This window comes from Desulfovibrio sp. ZJ369, from assembly GCF_011039085.1.
Classification (GTDB): Bacteria; Desulfobacterota; Desulfovibrionia; order Desulfovibrionales; family Desulfovibrionaceae; genus Desulfovibrio.
Map to the genome: position 1 here is coordinate 26,303 of NZ_JAAKEI010000005.1, position 17,596 is coordinate 43,898.

The 17,596-nt window shown below is 63.3% G+C and carries 15 protein-coding genes and 1 tRNA gene; 6 read left to right on the forward strand and 10 right to left on the reverse strand.

Going from position 1 to position 17,596, the window contains the following annotated elements:
• The 4 genes from bamA to lysS form a co-directional block, all read right to left on the reverse strand.
• The gene (gene bamA / locus G7Y51_RS02615; protein ID WP_165174860.1) at positions 1–2,760 is read right to left on the reverse strand and encodes an outer membrane protein assembly factor BamA; all 2,760 of its coding nucleotides are present in this window, start codon (positions 2,758–2,760) and stop codon (positions 1–3) included.
• A gap of 54 nt (positions 2,761–2,814) precedes the next feature.
• Positions 2,815–3,513 (reverse strand): ABC transporter ATP-binding protein, encoded by a 699-nt coding sequence (locus G7Y51_RS02620; protein ID WP_165174861.1) that lies wholly within the window; start codon positions 3,511–3,513, stop codon positions 2,815–2,817.
• 3 nt (positions 3,514–3,516) lie between these two features.
• Positions 3,517–4,743: a lipoprotein-releasing ABC transporter permease subunit gene (locus G7Y51_RS02625; protein WP_165174862.1), complete on the reverse strand. Its 1,227-nt coding sequence runs from the start codon at positions 4,741–4,743 to the stop codon at positions 3,517–3,519.
• A gap of 122 nt (positions 4,744–4,865) precedes the next feature.
• Positions 4,866–6,371 (reverse strand): lysine--tRNA ligase, encoded by a 1,506-nt coding sequence (lysS, locus tag G7Y51_RS02630; RefSeq protein ID WP_165174925.1) that lies wholly within the window; start codon positions 6,369–6,371, stop codon positions 4,866–4,868.
• Positions 6,372–6,768: 397 nt separating this feature from the next.
• Between lysS and G7Y51_RS02635 the strand changes: the two genes are divergently transcribed.
• The 3 genes from G7Y51_RS02635 (at position 6,769) to G7Y51_RS02645 (ending at position 9,677) form a co-directional block, all read left to right on the forward strand.
• Positions 6,769–7,332, forward strand: coding sequence for an ACT domain-containing protein (locus G7Y51_RS02635; protein WP_165068209.1), 564 nt, complete (start codon positions 6,769–6,771; stop codon positions 7,330–7,332).
• A gap of 227 nt (positions 7,333–7,559) precedes the next feature.
• Entirely contained in the window at positions 7,560–8,945 is a 1,386-nt protein-coding gene (locus G7Y51_RS02640; protein WP_165174863.1) for a PFL family protein, read from the forward strand.
• 90 nt (positions 8,946–9,035) lie between these two features.
• Complete coding sequence (locus tag G7Y51_RS02645) at positions 9,036–9,677, forward strand: DNA-3-methyladenine glycosylase 2 family protein (RefSeq protein WP_165174864.1); 642 nt, start codon at positions 9,036–9,038, stop codon at positions 9,675–9,677.
• Between the two features lie 24 nt (positions 9,678–9,701).
• On the opposite strand, the gene G7Y51_RS02650 is transcribed toward G7Y51_RS02645, so the two are convergent.
• The 6 genes from G7Y51_RS02650 to G7Y51_RS02675 form a co-directional block, all read right to left on the reverse strand.
• Entirely contained in the window at positions 9,702–10,484 is a 783-nt protein-coding gene (locus tag G7Y51_RS02650) for a TSUP family transporter (protein ID WP_165174865.1), read from the reverse strand.
• A 10-nt stretch (positions 10,485–10,494) separates the two neighbouring features.
• Positions 10,495–10,842, reverse strand: a complete 348-nt coding sequence (locus tag G7Y51_RS02655) for a DMT family protein (protein WP_165068223.1) — start codon at positions 10,840–10,842, stop codon at positions 10,495–10,497.
• A 66-nt stretch (positions 10,843–10,908) separates the two neighbouring features.
• Positions 10,909–10,984: transfer RNA gene (locus tag G7Y51_RS02660), tRNA-Thr, on the reverse strand.
• 205 nt (positions 10,985–11,189) lie between these two features.
• Positions 11,190–11,807, reverse strand: a complete 618-nt coding sequence (yjgA, locus tag G7Y51_RS02665; RefSeq protein ID WP_165174866.1) for a ribosome biogenesis factor YjgA — start codon at positions 11,805–11,807, stop codon at positions 11,190–11,192.
• Between the two features lie 165 nt (positions 11,808–11,972).
• Positions 11,973–12,842, reverse strand: a complete 870-nt coding sequence (locus G7Y51_RS02670) for a 4-hydroxybenzoate octaprenyltransferase (RefSeq protein ID WP_165174867.1) — start codon at positions 12,840–12,842, stop codon at positions 11,973–11,975.
• Between the two features lie 60 nt (positions 12,843–12,902).
• The gene (locus G7Y51_RS02675; RefSeq protein WP_165174868.1) at positions 12,903–13,739 is read right to left on the reverse strand and encodes a MogA/MoaB family molybdenum cofactor biosynthesis protein; all 837 of its coding nucleotides are present in this window, start codon (positions 13,737–13,739) and stop codon (positions 12,903–12,905) included.
• A gap of 293 nt (positions 13,740–14,032) precedes the next feature.
• On the opposite strand from G7Y51_RS02675, the gene queF reads away from it, so the two are divergent.
• From queF to G7Y51_RS02690, 3 genes are all read left to right on the forward strand, one after another.
• Positions 14,033–14,533: a preQ(1) synthase gene (gene queF, locus G7Y51_RS02680; RefSeq protein ID WP_165174869.1), complete on the forward strand. Its 501-nt coding sequence runs from the start codon at positions 14,033–14,035 to the stop codon at positions 14,531–14,533.
• 161 nt (positions 14,534–14,694) lie between these two features.
• Positions 14,695–16,536, forward strand: coding sequence for a lipid II flippase MurJ (locus G7Y51_RS02685; protein WP_165174870.1), 1,842 nt, complete (start codon positions 14,695–14,697; stop codon positions 16,534–16,536).
• Positions 16,529–17,581, forward strand: a complete 1,053-nt coding sequence (locus G7Y51_RS02690; protein ID WP_241160103.1) for a hypothetical protein — start codon at positions 16,529–16,531, stop codon at positions 17,579–17,581. Before G7Y51_RS02685 ends, G7Y51_RS02690 begins: the two co-directional genes overlap by 8 nt.
• Positions 17,582–17,596: the final 15 nt, after the last annotated feature.

The window sequence follows — 17,596 nt, forward strand, 5'->3', positions numbered from 1 at the left end:
CTAAAAGAACTGGCCCATGCTGAATTCCAGCCTGCCCGGCTCCATTTCCTTGTCGTAATCCTGCACCAGCGGCACGCCGTAGGCGATGCGCAGATCCCCCATGGGCGAGCGCCAGCGCAGTTCAAGACCCGCGGAATAGACGATGTAGTCGGAAAGATCCGCGCCCATGGTCTTTTGATCGATGTTGAAACCGGCATCAAAGAAGGGAACCAGGGCCAGGCCCATATCTTTCTGGAAGGTCCAGACATATTCCACGTTCAGCACGCCCATGCGGTCGCCGCCGACCTGTTCGCCGCCGTATTTGTAGTCGCGGGGCGAAATGTCGGAATAGGCGTAGCCGCGGATGGTGTCCATGCCGCCGAGCCAGAAGCGCTCGAAGACCGGCACCGGGTCGTCGGAATTCTGGAACACGCCGCCCACGCGCCCGCGCACATGGAAGGTATTTTCCGGATTGAACGACCAGAAGCCCTGCCAGTCGGCCACGGCCTTGATGAAATTGTCCGTGCCGCCCAGGCCGCCGCCGCCGTATTCGGCCCAGAGGCGGGTGATGGTGCCCTTGGTGGGCCGATCCCTGGCGTCGGTGGTGTCGCGCAGGATGCGCCCGGAAATGGCGCTGGTCCAGTTGATGCCCTTGTAATCGGTGATATAGGGCGAGGACCAGGGCTCCACGTCATAGAGCTCATAGCGTTCCAGGCGGTAGGCCGCGCCCACGGTGGTGTATTCTCCGATGGGATAGGAAGCGCGGATGGTGTCGCCGACGGTGTCCTTGGTAAAGTCGTCCCAGTAATCGTGCGTGTAATAGAGATCGTTGCCCAGGGAAAGATCCGTGTCGTAGACGCGCGGATTGGTAAAGGAGAGAATGCCCGAGGTCCGCCGCCAGGAGAAGAAGCCCTGCAACTGCAGCCAGTAGCCCCGGCCGAAGAGATTGCGCTCCATGATCGAGGCGGTGACGCCCACGTCGTAATAGGTGGAGTAGCCGATGCCGCCCATGAGCGCGCCGGTATTGGTCTCCTTGACCTTGACCTTGAGATCCACCTCGTCGTCCTTGCCCGTGGGGATCAGTTCCGTATCCACGGCCGAGAAGTAGCGCAGGCGGTTCAGGCGTTCGGAGGAGCGGCGCAGTTTGGCGCCTTCGTACATGTCGCCGTCGCCCAGACGCATTTCGCGCAAAATCACGTTGTCGCGGGTTTTGGTGTTGCCCTCCATCGTGAGGCGGCGGATGAAGACCTTTTGTTTCTTATTGATCAGATAGCCCACGTCCACTTGCGGGCTGCCGTCGTCGGCCTTCATCACCTTGGTGTCCACTTCCGCGAAAGCGTAGCCGTAATCGGAGTAAAAGTCGGTGAGGCGCTTGCTGTCTTCCTGCATGACGGTCAGGGAGAAGTATTTGTTGGACTTTTCCCAGTCGTCCATCTGCACCACATTGAGCATGTTCTCTTCGCTGTCGATCACGTCCCCGGCGAATTTCACGTTGCGCACGCTGTAGCGCGGGCCTTCGTGCACGGTAAAGGTGATGTAGATGCCGTCGGATTTGTACTCCACCTCGGGCGCGGAAACCTGCATGTCCACAAAGCCTTCGTTCAGGCCGAAGGCGGCAATGGCGTTGGTGTCGCGCTCCAGGTACTCGTCCTTGAGCACGCCGGTGCCCGTGAACCAGGAGAAAATGTTGCGCGGCTTGAGCGCCATGTATTTTTCCATGTCGTCCTGGTCAAGCTCCTTGAGGCCCGCGACTTTCACCTCTTTGATGTAAAGTTTGTTGCCCTCGTTCACGGTAATGATCAGCACGGCGCCGCGGCCGCCCTGGCGGTCTTCCAGGCGGTAGTCGGCCTTTGCCAGATAATAGCCTTCCTTGCGGTAGAGCTCGGTGATCTTCTGCAAATCGTCGGAGAGCATCTGCTCGTTGAGCACATTGCCGGCTTTGGTGCCCATGGCGGCCAGCACGTCTTCCTGATCGATATCCCTGGAGCCTTCAACCTGAATGCTGTCGATGCGGGGTTTTTCCACCACCGTGAAGACCAGCACATTGCCTTCCAGAGAGGCCTGCACGTCGCTGAAATAGCCCATGTCCCAGATGCGCTTGACTTCTTCGTTGATGGCATTGGCGTCGGGCTTGTCGCCTTTGCGGATGGTCAGACGCATAAGCACGGTATCCGGATCCATGACCTTCATGCCGCGCACCCGCACGTCGGCAATGCCGTCTCCGGCGGCGGCAGGGGCGTGCATGGGCACAAAGCCGGGCCCGCTGTCCGCCTGCTGCGGCGCGGCCTGGGCCACCGGGCCGATGATGCCCGCCGCGCGATTGGCAATGGCCGCCGCGCATTCGGTCAGGGCCAGCAAAGAACTGCGCTCAAAGCCCGCGGGCACGGCCTGGCCCTCGCCCACCGGCACCAGGCGGCTGTCCAGGGTGAAGCCGTCGCCCAACTGGTTGAAGCTGCCGTAAATGACCAGACTGGCCCCTGCCTGGCGGCCCAGACGGCGCGCCGCGGACAGATTAATGGTGTCGCTGCCCCTGAGCAGATCCCGGGCCCGGCTCATGGGCACGGCCTTGAGCCCGTTTTGTTCAAGCTGGCTGACGATAAGCTGCGGCACGTCCCGGGAGGCATCGGGCATTTCCGGCCCGGCGTTGACCTCAAAAGGCAAAACCAGCACCAGAGGCGGCTGCGGCGCCCTGGCGGCCGCAACGGGCTGCGCCTGCGCGGCGCAGAGCAGGGCTGCGAGACAAAGAGCCTTGACCAGCACGCTACACAGATATTTTCTCATACCGAGTCCCCACTCGAGCATTTTTTGATTGAAAATATTCATTTTCAAACCGCTCTAACCGGCGTTTTGGGCCGCCGCGTGAGCCAGCAGCCGACCGGCCTTTAATTCCAATGTGCGATGCATCCGGGCGGCCAGTTCAGGATTGTGCGTCACAACCACCAGGGTCATGCCCAGTTCACGGTTGAGCTCCATCATGAGATCGCTCACCTGCCGGCCTGTGACTTCATCCAGGTTGCCGGTGGGCTCATCGGCCAGAAGGACGCGCGGCCGCAAGAGCACCGCGCGGGCAATGGCCACCCGTTGCCGTTCGCCGCCGGAAAGCGTGGCGATTTTGCTTGTGGCGCGCTGCGCAAGGCCTACCCGCTCCAGCATGGCGCGGGCCTCGGGCATAACCCGGGCTCGGCGCGCGCCGCTGATCAGCGCGGGCATGGCCACATTTTCCAGTGCGGAAAACTCCGGCAGCAGATGATGGAACTGAAAAACAAAACCCAACGTCCGGTTGCGGAAGGCAGCCTGCTGATCCGGGCGCATCAGCGCCAGATCGCGGCCGTCAAAAGATACAGTGCCCGTGCTTGGAGTATCAAGAGCCCCCATAAGATGCAAGAGGGTGGACTTGCCGGAACCGGAAGCCCCTACAATGGCCAGGGACTCTCCCTCTTCCACAATCAGATTGATATGCTTGAAAATTTCAAGATTTTCTCCAGGGCCGGAAAATTTTTTGCCCACGTCGGAAAATTTATAGAGCTCGGGCATGGCTTACTCGTAGCGCAGGGCTTCGGCGGGTTCCAGACGGGCGGCCTGGCGTGCCGGGTAAAGAGTGGCCAGAAAGCAGAGCAGCATGGCGCTCGCGCCCACGATCAGCACGTCGGAAAGCGTGATGATGATCGGCAGATGATCCAGGGTGTAGACATGTTCGGGCAGCTTGATGAACTGATAGCGTTTGAGCAGCCAGCCCAGGGAAAGGCCGAAACCATAGCCGAGCAAGGTGCCGATCACGCCGATGATGGTGCCCTGGAGCATGAAAATGCGCCGTATCATGCCGCGCGTGGCGCCCATGGACATCATGATCGCAATGTCGCGGGTTTTTTCCATGACCAGCATGACCAGGGTGGTGACAATGGAGAAGGAGCCGATCAGCACCACCATGGCCAGCAGGATGAACATGCCCACCTTTTCCAGCTTGAGGGCCGCAAAAAGGTTGGCGTTCATTTCCATCCAGGTGCGCACATAAAAGGGCGAGCCGAGTTCCCGGGCCAGCCGCTCGGCGGTCTGATCAGCCTTGAACACGTCGGCCACCGTGATTTCCACGCCCGAGAGATAACCGGGCGGCAGGCCCAGCACGTCCCGCGCCGCGGCCAGGCTCACAAAGGCCAGGGAGGAATCGTATTCAAACATGCCGGTCTTGAAGATGCCCGCCACCTCAAAGGGCCGGATGCGCGGGGAATAGCCGGAGGCGCTTTTCTGCCCGGAGGGCGAAAGCACATTGACCCTGCTGCCCGGCACAAGGCCCAGGCGGCGGGCCAGCTCGTCGCCGATGATGATGCCCGGCGTGCCGCTTTTTTGCAGATCCGCCGCCGAGCCGGAGCGCATTTGCCGCAGCAGGGAGAGCACCTGGGGCGCGGATTCGGGATCAATGCCCCGCAGCACCACGCCTTTGACGCCGTTGCCTGCGGAAAGCATGACTTCCGTATAGATGAAGGGCGTTGCGCCGGTGACGCCTTGCACGGAGCGGATGCGATCGAGAAGATCGCTGTTCTGCTCAAAGGCCGAGGGCAGGTAGGACATGACGATGCCGTGCGCATTGGCCCCCAGAATTTTGTCGCGCATATCCGTGGTCAGGCCGTTGTACACGCCGAGCACCACCACCAGCGCGCCCACGCCAATGGCCACCCCCAGAATGGACATCAGGGAGATGATATAGATAAAAGTCTGCTTGCGCCGCGAAAAGAGATAGCGCAAGGCCACAAAGAGTTCAAAAGACATTTGCGGCATTCTGGCCCAGCTTGGCCGGATATTCAAGACTTTTTTTAGAGCCGGGCGCATTTGAAAAAACAGCGGTGTATAGCTCCTGCATATGTTACCTGAGAATAGTTATCCTGCCCGCGCTAAAATTCCGGCCGCAGCAAGGGGAAGAGAATAACCTCGCGGATGGAGGCCGAATCCGTGAGCAGCATGACCAGCCGGTCAATGCCCACGCCCTGCCCGGCTGCCGGGGGCATGCCGTATTCCAGGGCGCGCAGGTAATCCTCGTCCATGCTGTGCGCCTCATCGTCGCCGGCTTCCTTTTCGCGCACCTGTTCCTCGAAGCGCAGGCGCTGATCAACCGGATCGTTGAGCTCTGAAAAGGCGTTGGCCATTTCGCGGCCGGTCATGAACAGCTCAAAGCGATCCGTCAGTTCCGGATGCCGGTCGTTGCGGCGCGAGAGCGGCGAAATTTCCGTGGGGTAGTGATAAATGAAGTGCGGCTGGACCAGCTTGGCTTCCACATCCAGGTCAAAGAGCTTGGCGTGGAGCTTTTGCAGGCTTTCGTTGTCAGCCGTTTTTTCGCCGCGTTCGCGGATGTAGGCGCGCACTTTGTTGTAATCATTGTAAAAATCAGGCGAGTGACCGCCAATTTGGGTGAGCGCGTCATAAAAGCTGAGCCGCTTCCAGCGGCCGGGCGTGAGATCTATTTCCTGCCCCTGGTACGGCACCACGGTCGAGCCGCACACAGCGGCGGCCAGGTGCGCGAAAAGCTTTTCCGTGAAGTCCATGAGGTCTTCAAACGTGGCGTAGGCCCAGTAAAACTCACACATGGTGAATTCCGGATTGTGGCGAGTGTCGATGCCCTCGTTGCGGAAGTTGCGGTTCAGCTCAAAAACCTTTTCAAAACCGCCCACCAGCAGGCGCTTGAGATAGAGCTCCGGCGCGATGCGCATATAGAGTTGGAGATCCAAAGCGTTATGGTGGGTGGTGAACGGCCGGGCCGTGGCCCCGCCGGGCAGGGGCTGCATCATGGGGGTTTCCACTTCCATGAAGCCGTGATCTTCCATAAAGCGGCGGAACTCGCGCACAATCAGGCTGCGCTTGACGAAAATCTCCCGCGCGCGCGGCGTGACGATCAGATCCACATAGCGTTGGCGGTAACGGGTCTCCATGTCTTTGAGCCCGTGGTATTTTTCGGGCAGGGGGCGCATGGAGCGGGTGATCAGCTTGAGGCTGCGACAGGCAATGGTCAGCTCGCCGGTCCTGGTGCGGAAAAGATGCCCCGATATGCCCACAATGTCGCCCACATCCAGCTTTTTGACCACCATGTACGCGGCCTCGTCCAGATGTTCCCTGGAGGCATAGCACTGGATGCGGCCGCTCTGATCCATAAGGTGAAAAAAGGCGACTTTGCCGAAGGAGCGCAGGGAAACAATGCGCCCGGCCACGGCAAAAACATCCCCCTGGCTGTCCAGGGCCGCGTCGTCCAGGCCGCCGAATGTTTCGAGCACCCAGGAAATATCGTGTTTTTTACTGAAATCGTTGGGGAAAAGCGGCACGCCCGCGTCCAGCAGGTCACAGGCTTTGCTGACCCGGTTTTTGATCACTTCGTTGAGGCCGTCGCGCGCGGCGAAGCTCTCGAGCATGGGCATGAAATACGCCGCATGCGGCGATTTTGTGCTCAGCTTGACACTGCTTTTTTTGCTTTTTTCCCGCTTTTCCACTGAATTCTCCTGCCGGACGAATAACAGGCCCCGTAAATCCGCACGCCGCGCCGCGGCCTGGGGCCGTTCGGCGTGCGGGTATGCGCAGCAAGGCTTTTCCGGCAGAGCCCCGCTGCCGGAAAGGTGGATCACGGTATGCCATTCATATGGCTCCGTCAAGATTGGCTGCTTTGTTCGTCAGGGCTGACGCATAAGATGCGTCTGCCCTGGGGCCGGGCGTATCCGTGCTTGAACTGCATGGGCCTTTGCGTTTATGCTGCCTTTTTCCATCAACCGCGCGATCCGGCGGGTCGCCGACGTTTTCCGCAAGGACTGCGCCATGCAAAAATACACTGCTTCTTTTCTGGGGCGCGACTGCCCCGGCGTTGTGGCCACTGTGAGCCGACTTCTGGGCGAAACCGGCTGCAATATCGTGGAGGTGACCCAGACCATCCTTTCGGGTGAGTTTGCGGCCATTTTCGTGGTGCAGACCCCGGAGGGCCGCACAGGCGACGCGCTGCGCGAGCAGTTGATCGCCGGGCTGGCCGCCGCGGAAGTGGATCTGTCCGTGCTGGTGCGCCCGGCCATTGAGGGGCAGTGGGGCCAGGGCCTCAACTGCGATCCCTTTGTGATCACTGCGGACGGGCCGGACAAGCCGGGCCTGATCGCGGCCATGAGCCGGGTATTTGCCCGGCACGGGGTGAATATCGAAAGCCTCAAGGCCATATTGGGCGAGGGCGGCGAGGATCACGCTCTGTTCGTGTTTGAAGTCATGGTTCCGGAGAGCGTGGATCTCGGCCGCCTGCGTCGCGAGCTGGCCTGCGAGGGCCAGACGCGACATTTGCGCGTGAGCGTGCAGCACCGTGATATTTTTGAAGCCGTGCATCGGGTGAGTTCCTTTTAGAGCGTTTAGCTAATTTCATTAGCAAAAATGCTCTAATGATCCGCGCTCGCAGCGCCTTTTGTCCCCTGGGCTGCTCCAAAAGCCGGGAACGGCCCAGGTCTGAACAGCACGATCCTTTTCTCCGGCCGGATACGGCTTTTGCCTGCCGGGGAACAAAAGGCAGTGTTGCAGCGGCCGCCCGCCCCGCCTGGGCCACGGCGGCCTGCGCAGACCGCACAGGATACGCCATGCTTTCGGAACGCGAAGTCATCAGCACCCTGAACATGCTCCGCAACGAGCACCTGGACGTGCGCACCGTCACCCTGGGCGTGAGCCTTTTTGACTGCGTGAGCCACGATCTTGAGCTCTTCACCGCCAACGTGCAGGCCAAACTGCGCCGCTATGCCTCCCAGCTTGTGGCCGTCTGCGACGAGGTGGGCGACAAGTACGGCATCCCGGTGGTCAACAAACGGATCAGCGTCAGCCCCATTGCCGTGGTGGGCGCGCCCTTCGGTCCGGAAGGCATGGTGCGCGTCTGCCGGGCTCTTGACGAGGCGGCCAAAGACGCCAGGGTGGATTTTCTGGGCGGATTTTCGGCGCTGGTGGAAAAAGGCTTCGCCAAAGGCGACCGCGCGCTCATTGAAGCCCTGCCCGATGCCCTGGCCCAGACGGATCGGATCTGTTCCTCCATCAATGTGGCTTCCTCGCGCAGCGGCATCAATATGGACGCCGTGGCCCTGATGGGCGAGCAGGTTCGCAATGTGGCCAAGGCCACGGCCGAGCGCGGCGGCATCGGCTGCGCCAAGCTGGTGGTCTTTGCCAACATTCCGCAGGACGTGCCCTTCATGGCCGGGGCGTATTTGGGCGTGGGCGAGCCGGACGTGGTGATCAACGTGGGCGTTTCCGGCCCCGGCGTGGTCAAAAAAGCCATTGATCGCGCCCTGGCCGCGGGGCGCAACGAGCAGGGTGGCCGCCTGACCTTGCTGGACATGGCGGAAGTGATCAAGCGCACGGCCTATAAAGTGACCAGAGTGGGCGAGATGATCGGCACGGAAGTGGCCCGCCGCCTGGGCATTCCTTTCGGGGTGGCCGACCTTTCCCTGGCGCCCACTCCGGCCGTGGGCGACTCGGTGGGCGAGATTTTTCAGAGCCTGGGCCTTTCCAGCATCGGCGCGCCCGGCAGCACGGCCGTGCTGGCCATGCTCAACGATGCGGTCAAAAAAGGCGGGGCTTTTGCTTCCTCCTCGGTGGGCGGTCTGTCCGGGGCCTTCATCCCGGTGTCCGAGGATTCCAGCATTGAAGCCGCGGCCATGTCCGGCCGTCTGAGCATTGAAAAGCTGGAAGCCATGACCAGCGTCTGCTCCGTGGGCCTGGACATGATCGCCATCCCCGGCGATACGCCCGCGTCAACCATTTCGGGCCTCATGGCCGATGAAATGGCCATCGGGGTCATCAACCACAAGACAACCGCGGTGCGCGTGATCCCCGTGCCCGGCAAAGGCGTGGGCGACGAGGTTTCTTTCGGCGGGTTGCTGGGCAAGGCCGCGATCATTCCGGTGCCCCAGGGCGACGCTTCCGGCTTTATCGGCCTCGGCGGCCGGATACCCGCGCCTATCCACAGCTTGAAGAATTAGGGCCAGCCCTCATTAGCAATATGCTCTAAAGAACGGTCTTTTTCAGTGTGCGTCTGAGGCCTGGCTTCGGCGCGCGGGGGCAGATCCGCAATGGCCTGCTATTTTCAGTACGGCGAAAAAGAAATCGCCCATCTCACGGCGCGGGACAAACGTCTGGCAGCCGTCATCAAGGATTTGGGCCCGGTGCGGCGCGAAGTGATGCCGGATCTTTTTGAAGCCCTGATCCACGCCATTGTGGGCCAGCAGATCGCCACCAGGGCCCAGCAGACCATCTGGGCGAGGATGCGCGCCGGGCTCGGCGCAATAACGCCGCAGGCGATCCATGCGGCACGGGAGGCGGATTTGCAGGCTTTCGGCCTCTCCTTCCGCAAAGTGGCGTATATGAAGGCGGCGGCCGCCAGGGCGCTGAGCGGCGAGCTGGATATGGAAGCTTTGCGGGCCCTGCCCGACGACGCGCTTTGCGCTGAGCTCTCCCGGCTGCCCGGCGTGGGCGTCTGGACCGCGGAGATGCTGATGACCTTTTCCCTGCAACGGCCCAATGTCATAAGTTATGGGGATCTGGCCATCCGGCGCGGCCTGCGCATGCTCTACCGCCACCGCGTCATAGATCGCGCGCGCTTTGAGAAGTACCGGCGGCGCTATGCCCCCTATGCCACGGTGGCCAGCCTGTACCTCTGGGCCGTGGCCGGCGGGGCCGTGGCCGGGCTGAGCGATCCGGCGTCAGGCAAATAACCCCGGCCGCCGACGCAAAACGCGCTAACGGGCCGGGGCCAGAAAGTATTCCCAGAACAGGGTGAGCAGCAGGAGAGTCAGGGAGACGCTCAGGAAACGGCGCACGGCTTTGGCGCCTACCCGGATGGCCGTGCGGCTGCCGAGCCAGTTGCCGGTCACCGAGCCCACGCTCATGGCCAGGGCCAGGGGCCAGATCACCTTGCCGTGCCAGATGAAGGCCGCCGCCGCGCCGAGGTTGGAAGCCAGGTTCAGCACTTTGGCGGTGGCCGAGGCCTCAATCAGCCCCACGCGCAGAATCCAGTGAAAGGCCAGAATCAGAAAGCTGCCCGTGCCCGGCCCGAAAAAACCGTCATACGCGCCGATCAGCAGGCAGACCAGGGGCACAAGGCTCCAAAAGAGCGGCCCTTGCAGGGGGCGGGGCGACTGCCCGCGCTGTTTTTTGGGCAGCAGGGTGGCGCACATGCCCACGGGCAAGAGGCCCACCAGAATTTTGCCCAGAATTTCGCTGCTCACATAGAGCGTCAGGATTGAGCCCGCGTAGGCCCCCAGCAGGGCAAAGGGCAGACCGGCCAGAGCCGGCCGCCAGAGCACCAGATGGCTGCGGGCGAAGTTGCCCAGCGCCGCGCCGGTGCCCAGGCTGGAGCTGAGCTTATTGGTGCCCAGGGCCAGATGCGGCGGCACGCCTGCAAGCAGCAGGGCGGGCATGGTGATCAGCCCGCCGCCGCCGGCCACGGCGTCGATAAAGCCGCCTGTGAGGGCCGCTCCGGCACAGAGCAGCAGCGTGCCCAGACTGAGCTCAAAAAGCATGGCGCGCGCCTTACCACTCTTTGAAGATCACCCAGGCTGCCAGCACGATCAGCGCAAAGCCCAGGATATAATTCCAGCGCAGCGGCTCGTGCAGCCAGAGCACGGAAAACAGCATGAAAACGCTGAGGGAAATGACCTCCTGAATGGTTTTCAACTGCGCCACGGAAAAATAGCCGTAGCCCATGCGGTTGGCCGGCACCTGGAGCAGATACTCAAAAAAGGCGATGCCCCAGCTTGTGACGATGACCAGCGGCAGGGCCAGGCCCTTGTAGCGCAGGTGCCCGTACCAGGCAAACGTCATGAAGATATTGGCCAGCGTGAGCATGCCCACGGCAAGCACGGGAACGGGGATATGCATCTCTTTCTCGCTTTGCCCGCGTGCGCGAAAAAAAACGCCTATGCGGGCATAGGCGTGGAATTTTTCTGGAGCCCTTGTCCGGGATTGAACCGGAGACCTCATCCTTACCAAGGATGCACTCTACCGACTGAGCTACAAGGGCGCGCAGGTAACGCAGACGCGCTTTTATCCTATCGGCCCGTGGACGTCAAGCGGCGTTGCCGGTTTTTTTTGCGAGCGGGACCGGAGCCGGAAAAAGACGCGGGGCAGAATCCGGTTTTTTGTCGGCGCGGCGAGCGCAAGCAGGCGTGAGGCTGTTGACCGGCCTGACCGGGCCGGGCATGCTGACGGTCGGGCCTAGAAGAGGATCAACGCACGGCAAACAAACGGGACAAGGCCCGGAACAAAGCGCGGGAAGCGTGCGGGGCAAGATGCCCGGCCTGCTCGCGGCGCGCTTCCAGCGCCAGGCGGCGCAGTTCTTCGGGCGTGGGGATTGCGTCCGCCTTGGCCGTTGCGCGCTCTCCGCCGCGCGCCTCTTCCTGCGCCTGCCCGCGCGTTTCAACGCGCGTCAGGGCTGCCAGCAACTGGTCCAGCTCCGTATCCGGGGCGGTCAGCAGCCGGTCGCGCCATTGCTCGATTTGGTGAAAACGGGCCGTGGCGGCAGCCGGGATTTGCGCGCGGGCTGCCAGGGCAGCGCGCAGGGCTTCGGCGTCCGTCTCGCGCATCAAGCGGCCGATGTACTGCATTTGGCGGCGGCGTCCTTCGCGATCGCCAATGCCCGCATAGAGCGCCAAAGCCTCGCTGAGCTCCGCCGGCAGCTCAAGTTGCCTGCGCGCGGCCGGGGAGAGGCGGGTCAGCTCTTCGCCCAGCTCCTGCAAGGCCAGGCTGCGGCGTTTGTTGGCCGAGCGGCTGGGCGGCCGGTTCTCCTGCCGCTCAGTGCCGTTTTCGTCCCCGGCGCGCCACTGATAGCTTTTTTTACGCGGCATCTCTGGTGTCCGATTGCAAACAGTTCATGTCGTGCTTTTCTTGAAATTTTTGCAGGATCATTCGCGAAAGAACATGGTCTTTCGTTCACACACGGCGACTGCGCCGCCGCAAAACCCTGCGGGTTTTGTAGCGTCAGCTTTTGCACGTTGACGCTAACCCCTTGCTTACAGATAAATGCCCAGAAGCACGCCCACCAGCACCACCGGAGAGATGATCCCGTTGAGCGTGAAAAAGGCCGTGTTCACATAGCGCAGATCCTGCGGCCGCATCAGCCGGTGCTCCAGGAGCAGAAGCAGGGAAATGCCCAGCCACAGCGCGTACCACGGCCAGGAAAGCCCGGCCGCAAAGCCTGTGAGCAGAAGAAAGATGGAGGTCATCGCATGTGAAAAGGCGGCCAGGGCCAGGGAGGTTTCCGGGCCGTACACCGAAGGCGCGGAATACAGGCCGAAGGCCAGGTCAAAGTCCAGATCCTGAAAGGCGTAGTAAATGTCGAAGGCCGCCACCCAGAAGGTTACGGCCAGGAACAGCAGAACGGGCGTCAGGGGCATGCTCGCCGGGTTCACGCTGATCCAGCCCGCCAGGGGCGCCAGGCCCAGCGTGGCCCCAAGCCAGAAATGGCAGAGCGCCGTAAAGCGTTTGAGCAGGCTGTAGGCGGCCGCGAAGACCAGGGCCGGAATGGAAAGCCAGAGGCAAAGGCTGTTCAGACAGGCGCAGGCCGCAGCGAAAATCAGGGCCATGAGCCCGCAGAAGGCCCAGGTCTGCCCCTTGCTGATGGCGCCGGTGACCAGAGGGCGGTTTTGCGTGCGTGGATTGTCGCGGTCAAAGGGCAGATCCGCCAGACGATTGAAGGCCATGGCAAAAGAGCGCGCCGCGATCATGCCGATGGTCAGAAAGATCAGGCTGCGCGCCGACGGCAGCCCGCCCGCGGCCAGAAAGGCCCCTGCCCAGGCGTAGGGCAGGGCGAAAACGGAATGCTCGATCTTGATCATCCGGCAAATATCGGCAAATTGGCCCAAAGGCGTGCTGAACGACATAACCTTCTCCACAACGTAAAGGTTCAGGAGGAAAATCCCGGCGCCCGGGATCTTTTTCGCCTAGCCGCCGCAGTCCGCGGGATCATTGTGCAGCTTGTCCAGAGCGTGCGGCAGCGCGGGCAGCACGGCGGCCAGATTCTCCAGCACGGCCTTGCGGCTGCCCGGCAGATTGATCACCAGGCTTTGGCCGAGCACTCCGGCCACGGCGCGGGAGATGGCTGCCCGCGGCGTCCTGGCCAGGCTCGCGGCCAGCATGGCCTGGCTGAAGCCGGGAAGGGGCAGATCCAGCAGCGCGGCAGTGACTTGCGGCGCAATGTCGCGCGGGGAAAGGCCCGTGCCGCCGGTGGTGCAAATCAGATCGTATTCCTGACCCAGGGCCAGATCCGTCAGCAGGGCGCGTAACGGACCGGGCTCGTCGGGCAGCAGAAAGCCCTGACTGTGGCAAAGCGGCAGGCTTGCGCCCACCAGTTCCGCAATGGCCGGACCGCTCAAATCCTCGCGCAACCCTTGCGAACCCTTGTCTGACAGGGTGATCCAGGCCAGACTGCGGCCCTGTTTGCGCACTTCCAGGCTGATCAGGCTGCCGGGCGTATCCGGCGTTGCGGCAGCACCCGGAAAATCCGCGAGATCCGTCAGGGCCGTGAGCAGGGCGCAGCACAGGGCGTGCGGATCGGCTTGCCCGGCCGAGGTGGGCAGCCACATCCGGCCCGTGACCTTGAGCAGCGCGACGCCGTCCGCAGTGTGCAGGCTCGCGCCCACAGGCAGCGGGGGCAGGGCCTGCGACGGCCGGTCCATACTCCGATGGGCGGGCCAAAGCGGCGGATACGGCGCAGTGCCGGGGATCAGAGGCAGCAATTGCCCGGCGGCGCAGGCATGCAGGCGCAGGCTGAGACGCATGGTGAACTCCGAAGAAGATCCATCGCCGGGCCAGAGCCTGACGCAACGGCGAAACTGCCGCAAGGGAACCAAAGCGAGGGCTGCGCCCCATGTGCGTGAGGCGGCATGGGGGGAGCCTAATGAGATATTGTAGCCGCAAGCGCAATGGGTTACAAGTCCGTAGCGCCTATGCCCCAGGGCTGACGCATCTAAATTTGTCATGATTTGCCAACGCCGAAGCAAACCGGCCTTCCAGGGCTGAATGCGCTTGCGCGCCCTGCGCCCGGCCCCCGAATATTTCAAGGAGTATGAGCATGCCCAGCCGCAGCCAGGATCAGACCCAAAACCTGCGCGTCCTTGGCACAGGCCGCATGGACGCCCCCAAAGACGGCCCCAGCGTGGCCCTGCTGGAAGCTTTTCCCAACTGCTACCCGCAGCGCCCTTATGTGATCAGCATAACCTTTCCTGAGTTCACTTCCCTTTGCCCTGTGACCGGCCAGCCGGACAGCGGGGTGATCAGCGTGGAATACATCCCGGACGAACTCTGCGTGGAATCCAAAAGCTTCAAGTTGTATATGTTTGCTTTTCGCAACCATCAATCTTTTATGGAAACCATTACCAATACAGTCCTGGAGGATTGCACCGCGCTGCTTGCGCCCTGCTGGTGCCGGGTCAAGGGGTTGTTCGCGCCGCGCGGGGGCACGCGCATCCATGTTTTTGCCGAAACGTTCAAGGAGTTGCCCGCGGAACGGAGCGCGCGCGTGCAAGAGGCTGTGCGGGCCTGGAAGACGGAATGTGATCCGCACCGGCCTTAGGGTATTTTGCTAATGAAATGAGCTAAACGCTCTGACATGCCGCCTGCGGCCCTTGTTTGGAAAGGCGCATGGCTCTATCCTGTAAACTGCCTCTGAGCTTCGGCTGACCTGAGGGCCTGCCGGGCGCGGGAAAATCGGCAACAAGGACGTGGCGCACGGACATGCCGGACCATGAGGACAAGCACGGCGCGCTCTCTCCCGGCCGGGAGCGGGTGCTGCGCGCAGCCGCGTTGATCGGGGGCTTTACTCTCTTGTCGCGCCTGCTGGGCCTGGCCCGTGACATGAGCATGGCCTGGCTTCTGGGCGGCGGCGCGGCGGCGGACGCCCTGGTGGCGGCCATGCGCCTGCCGCATGTGTTGCGTCGCCTTTTGGGCGAGGGCTCTTTGTCCATGACCCTCACCGCCGGGCTGGTGCGGCACTCCCGGCACAAGAACTGCTCCGCGGGACGGGATCTTGAGGCCAGCCCCGTGGCGGCCGGGGATCAGGAGCGGCGGCAACGCCAGGCTCTGGCCGGGCTGGCCGCGGCCCTGGCTCCGCGCCTGGCGGGCGCGCTGGCGCTGCTGACAGTGATCGGGCTTGTGGCCGCGCCCTGGCTGATGGCCGTTCTGGCCCCGGGCTTTTCCGTGCCGGAAGCGGCGCGAGCGGTGGATTTGCTGCGTATCTGCCTGCCGTATCTGCTGGCCGCGGGCATGGCCGCTCTGGGCATGGCTTTGCTGCACAGCATGGAGGTTTTCTGGCTGCCCGCGCTTTCACCGGCGCTCTTCAACCTGACCATGCTGCTTTTCGCCGCAGCGGCCGCCCTGGGGATCTGGCCGCCCGCAACGACCCTGGCCCTGGGCATGCTTTGCGGCGGCATGGCGCAATGGCTGGCGCAATGGCTGGCCTTGCAGCGCCTCTTGCCCGGGTCCGCGGGTCCAGGCCCGGATGATCGCGCAGGCGCGCCCGACGCGGAGCCGCAATCTTTGCCCGCCGCCCCGCATCCGGCTACAAAAGCTGCCGCGCCGGATTGCGGGCGCATGGCCTGGCGCTGTCTGGCGCGCCTGCCCGCGGGCCTGCTGGGGGCCGCCGCGCCCCAACTGGCCATGCTGGCGGCCATGAGCCTGGCTTCGGGCCTTGGGCGGGGGCAGGTGGCGGCCCTGTATTACGCCGAGCGTCTGCTGGAACTGCCGCTCGGTCTGGTGGGCGTCTGCCTCGGCATGGCCAGCCTGCCTGCCCTGAGCCGCTCTGCGGAGGAAAAAAATTTCGCGGATTTTGCCGGGCATCTCGGTCTGGCCCTGCGCTATACGTTGCTCTTCAGCCTGCCCGCGGCCGCGGGTCTCTGGGCCGTGGGCCCGGCGCTGGTGGACGCCCTTTTGCGGCACGGGGCTTTTAACGCCCAGGCCGCGCGCGAGACCGGCCTGGCTCTCTGGGCCTATTTGCCGGGCCTGCCCGCCTTCGCGCTCAACCGGAGCTTGCTGTCGGCCTGCAATGCTCTGGGCAGGATACATCGCACGGCCGCCAGCGCGGCCTGGGCCGTGGCGGCCACACTTGCGGCCGGAGCCGCGCTGATCCATAGTCTCCCTGCGGCATGGCTCACGCTTGCTCCTGCCCTGGCAGTGAGCATCGGGCTCTGGCTGCAAAGCGGCCTGCTGTGGCGGGATGTGCGGCAAAGCCTGAGGCGGTCGGGCCAAAATTCGCCGCTTTTGCCCGCGCGCATAGTGACGCAGCAGGCGGCGGCAGCCGCAGCGGCCGGTCTGGCGGCCTGGGCGGTTTTACAGGCAATGGAAGGTCTGGGCGTCTGGCCGGGGCTGGCAACGGCCATTGCGGCCGGTCTGGCGGCCTGGGCGTCTTGCCTTGCCCTGCTGGGCAATGCGGATCTGGCGATTCTGGCAGGCCGCCTGCGCGCCGCCCGCTTCGCCGGAAGATCCGATAGAATCGCCGCTGCCGCGTCGCTCTGCGGGCGTCGGCGGCAGAGGTCCCACAGGCCGTCCGTTTGCGGGAAGGGAGAGCATTCCCATGACTGAGAAGTGCTGCAAGGTTTTTGCGCGTAAGCAGGATATGCCCCGTATCGCGCATTGTACACGCCGTTGGCTGGCGCTGGCCGTATGGGCCGGCGGCATGCTGCTTTTTCTGCTCCTCGGTCTCTGGAGTCTGCACAGCAGCCGCCAGGATGTTGAAAACCGGCTGAGCAGCGAAGCGGGGCGCATGGCCGCGCAACTGGCCGCTCTCCTTTCGCTGCCCGCCTGGGAACTGGACGAGCTCACGGCCCGGACCATTGTCATGGCCGCCCTGGAAGACGACAGCATCTACGCGGTCAAGGTGCAGACTCAACAGGGCATGCTGGAAGGCCAGCGCCGCAATTACCAGTGGGAACCCGTGCCCTGGGACGACGAGATCCCGGAAAACACAGTGCAGGGGATGAATCCGCTCAAAATGGAGGGCAGGAGCGTCGGCTCGGTGGAAGTCTATCTTTCGCCCCGTTTGAGCGAGGAGGAGCTGGCGCTCGCCGCGCGCCGGGAAGTCTGGCGTTTCGGCCTGGCAGCTCTTTTCCTTACCGGGAGCTTGTGGCTGCTGCTCTGGCAGTGGGGCGATCTGGCGCGCGTGCGGCGACTGCTCGCCCGCCGCCTTGAGGGTCGGGATACGGACCCCGCGTGCGGCAACGCCGGGAAGCTGACGCTCGGGCTGGGTACCCCGACCGGAGACGATCCCCCGGCAGCGAGGGCTGCCGAGGCTGCGATCCGCGCTCCCGTGGCGGTCAACCCTTCCCTGGGCAGGAGTTTTCAATGCAAACACCGCGAAGCCTGGCAGGTGACCGCGGGTTTGTTTCGCCAGACCTTCGCGTCCGCGCCGGCAGTGCTCAGCCGTCTGTACGACGAGGGCGAGACGGCGGCCCTTTGCCGTCTGGGGCAGATGCTGGAAAAGGCCGCGCCTTGTCTGGGCGCGGTGCGGCTGACCGAGGCTGCCCGCCACATGCAGGCGGCGCTCAATGATCCGCAGTGCGAAACCACGGCTCTGGCTGTGGAGGAATGTCTGACCGCCCTGGAAGAGGTGCTGGCGGCCCTGGGTTGAGCCGCGGCCTGCGGC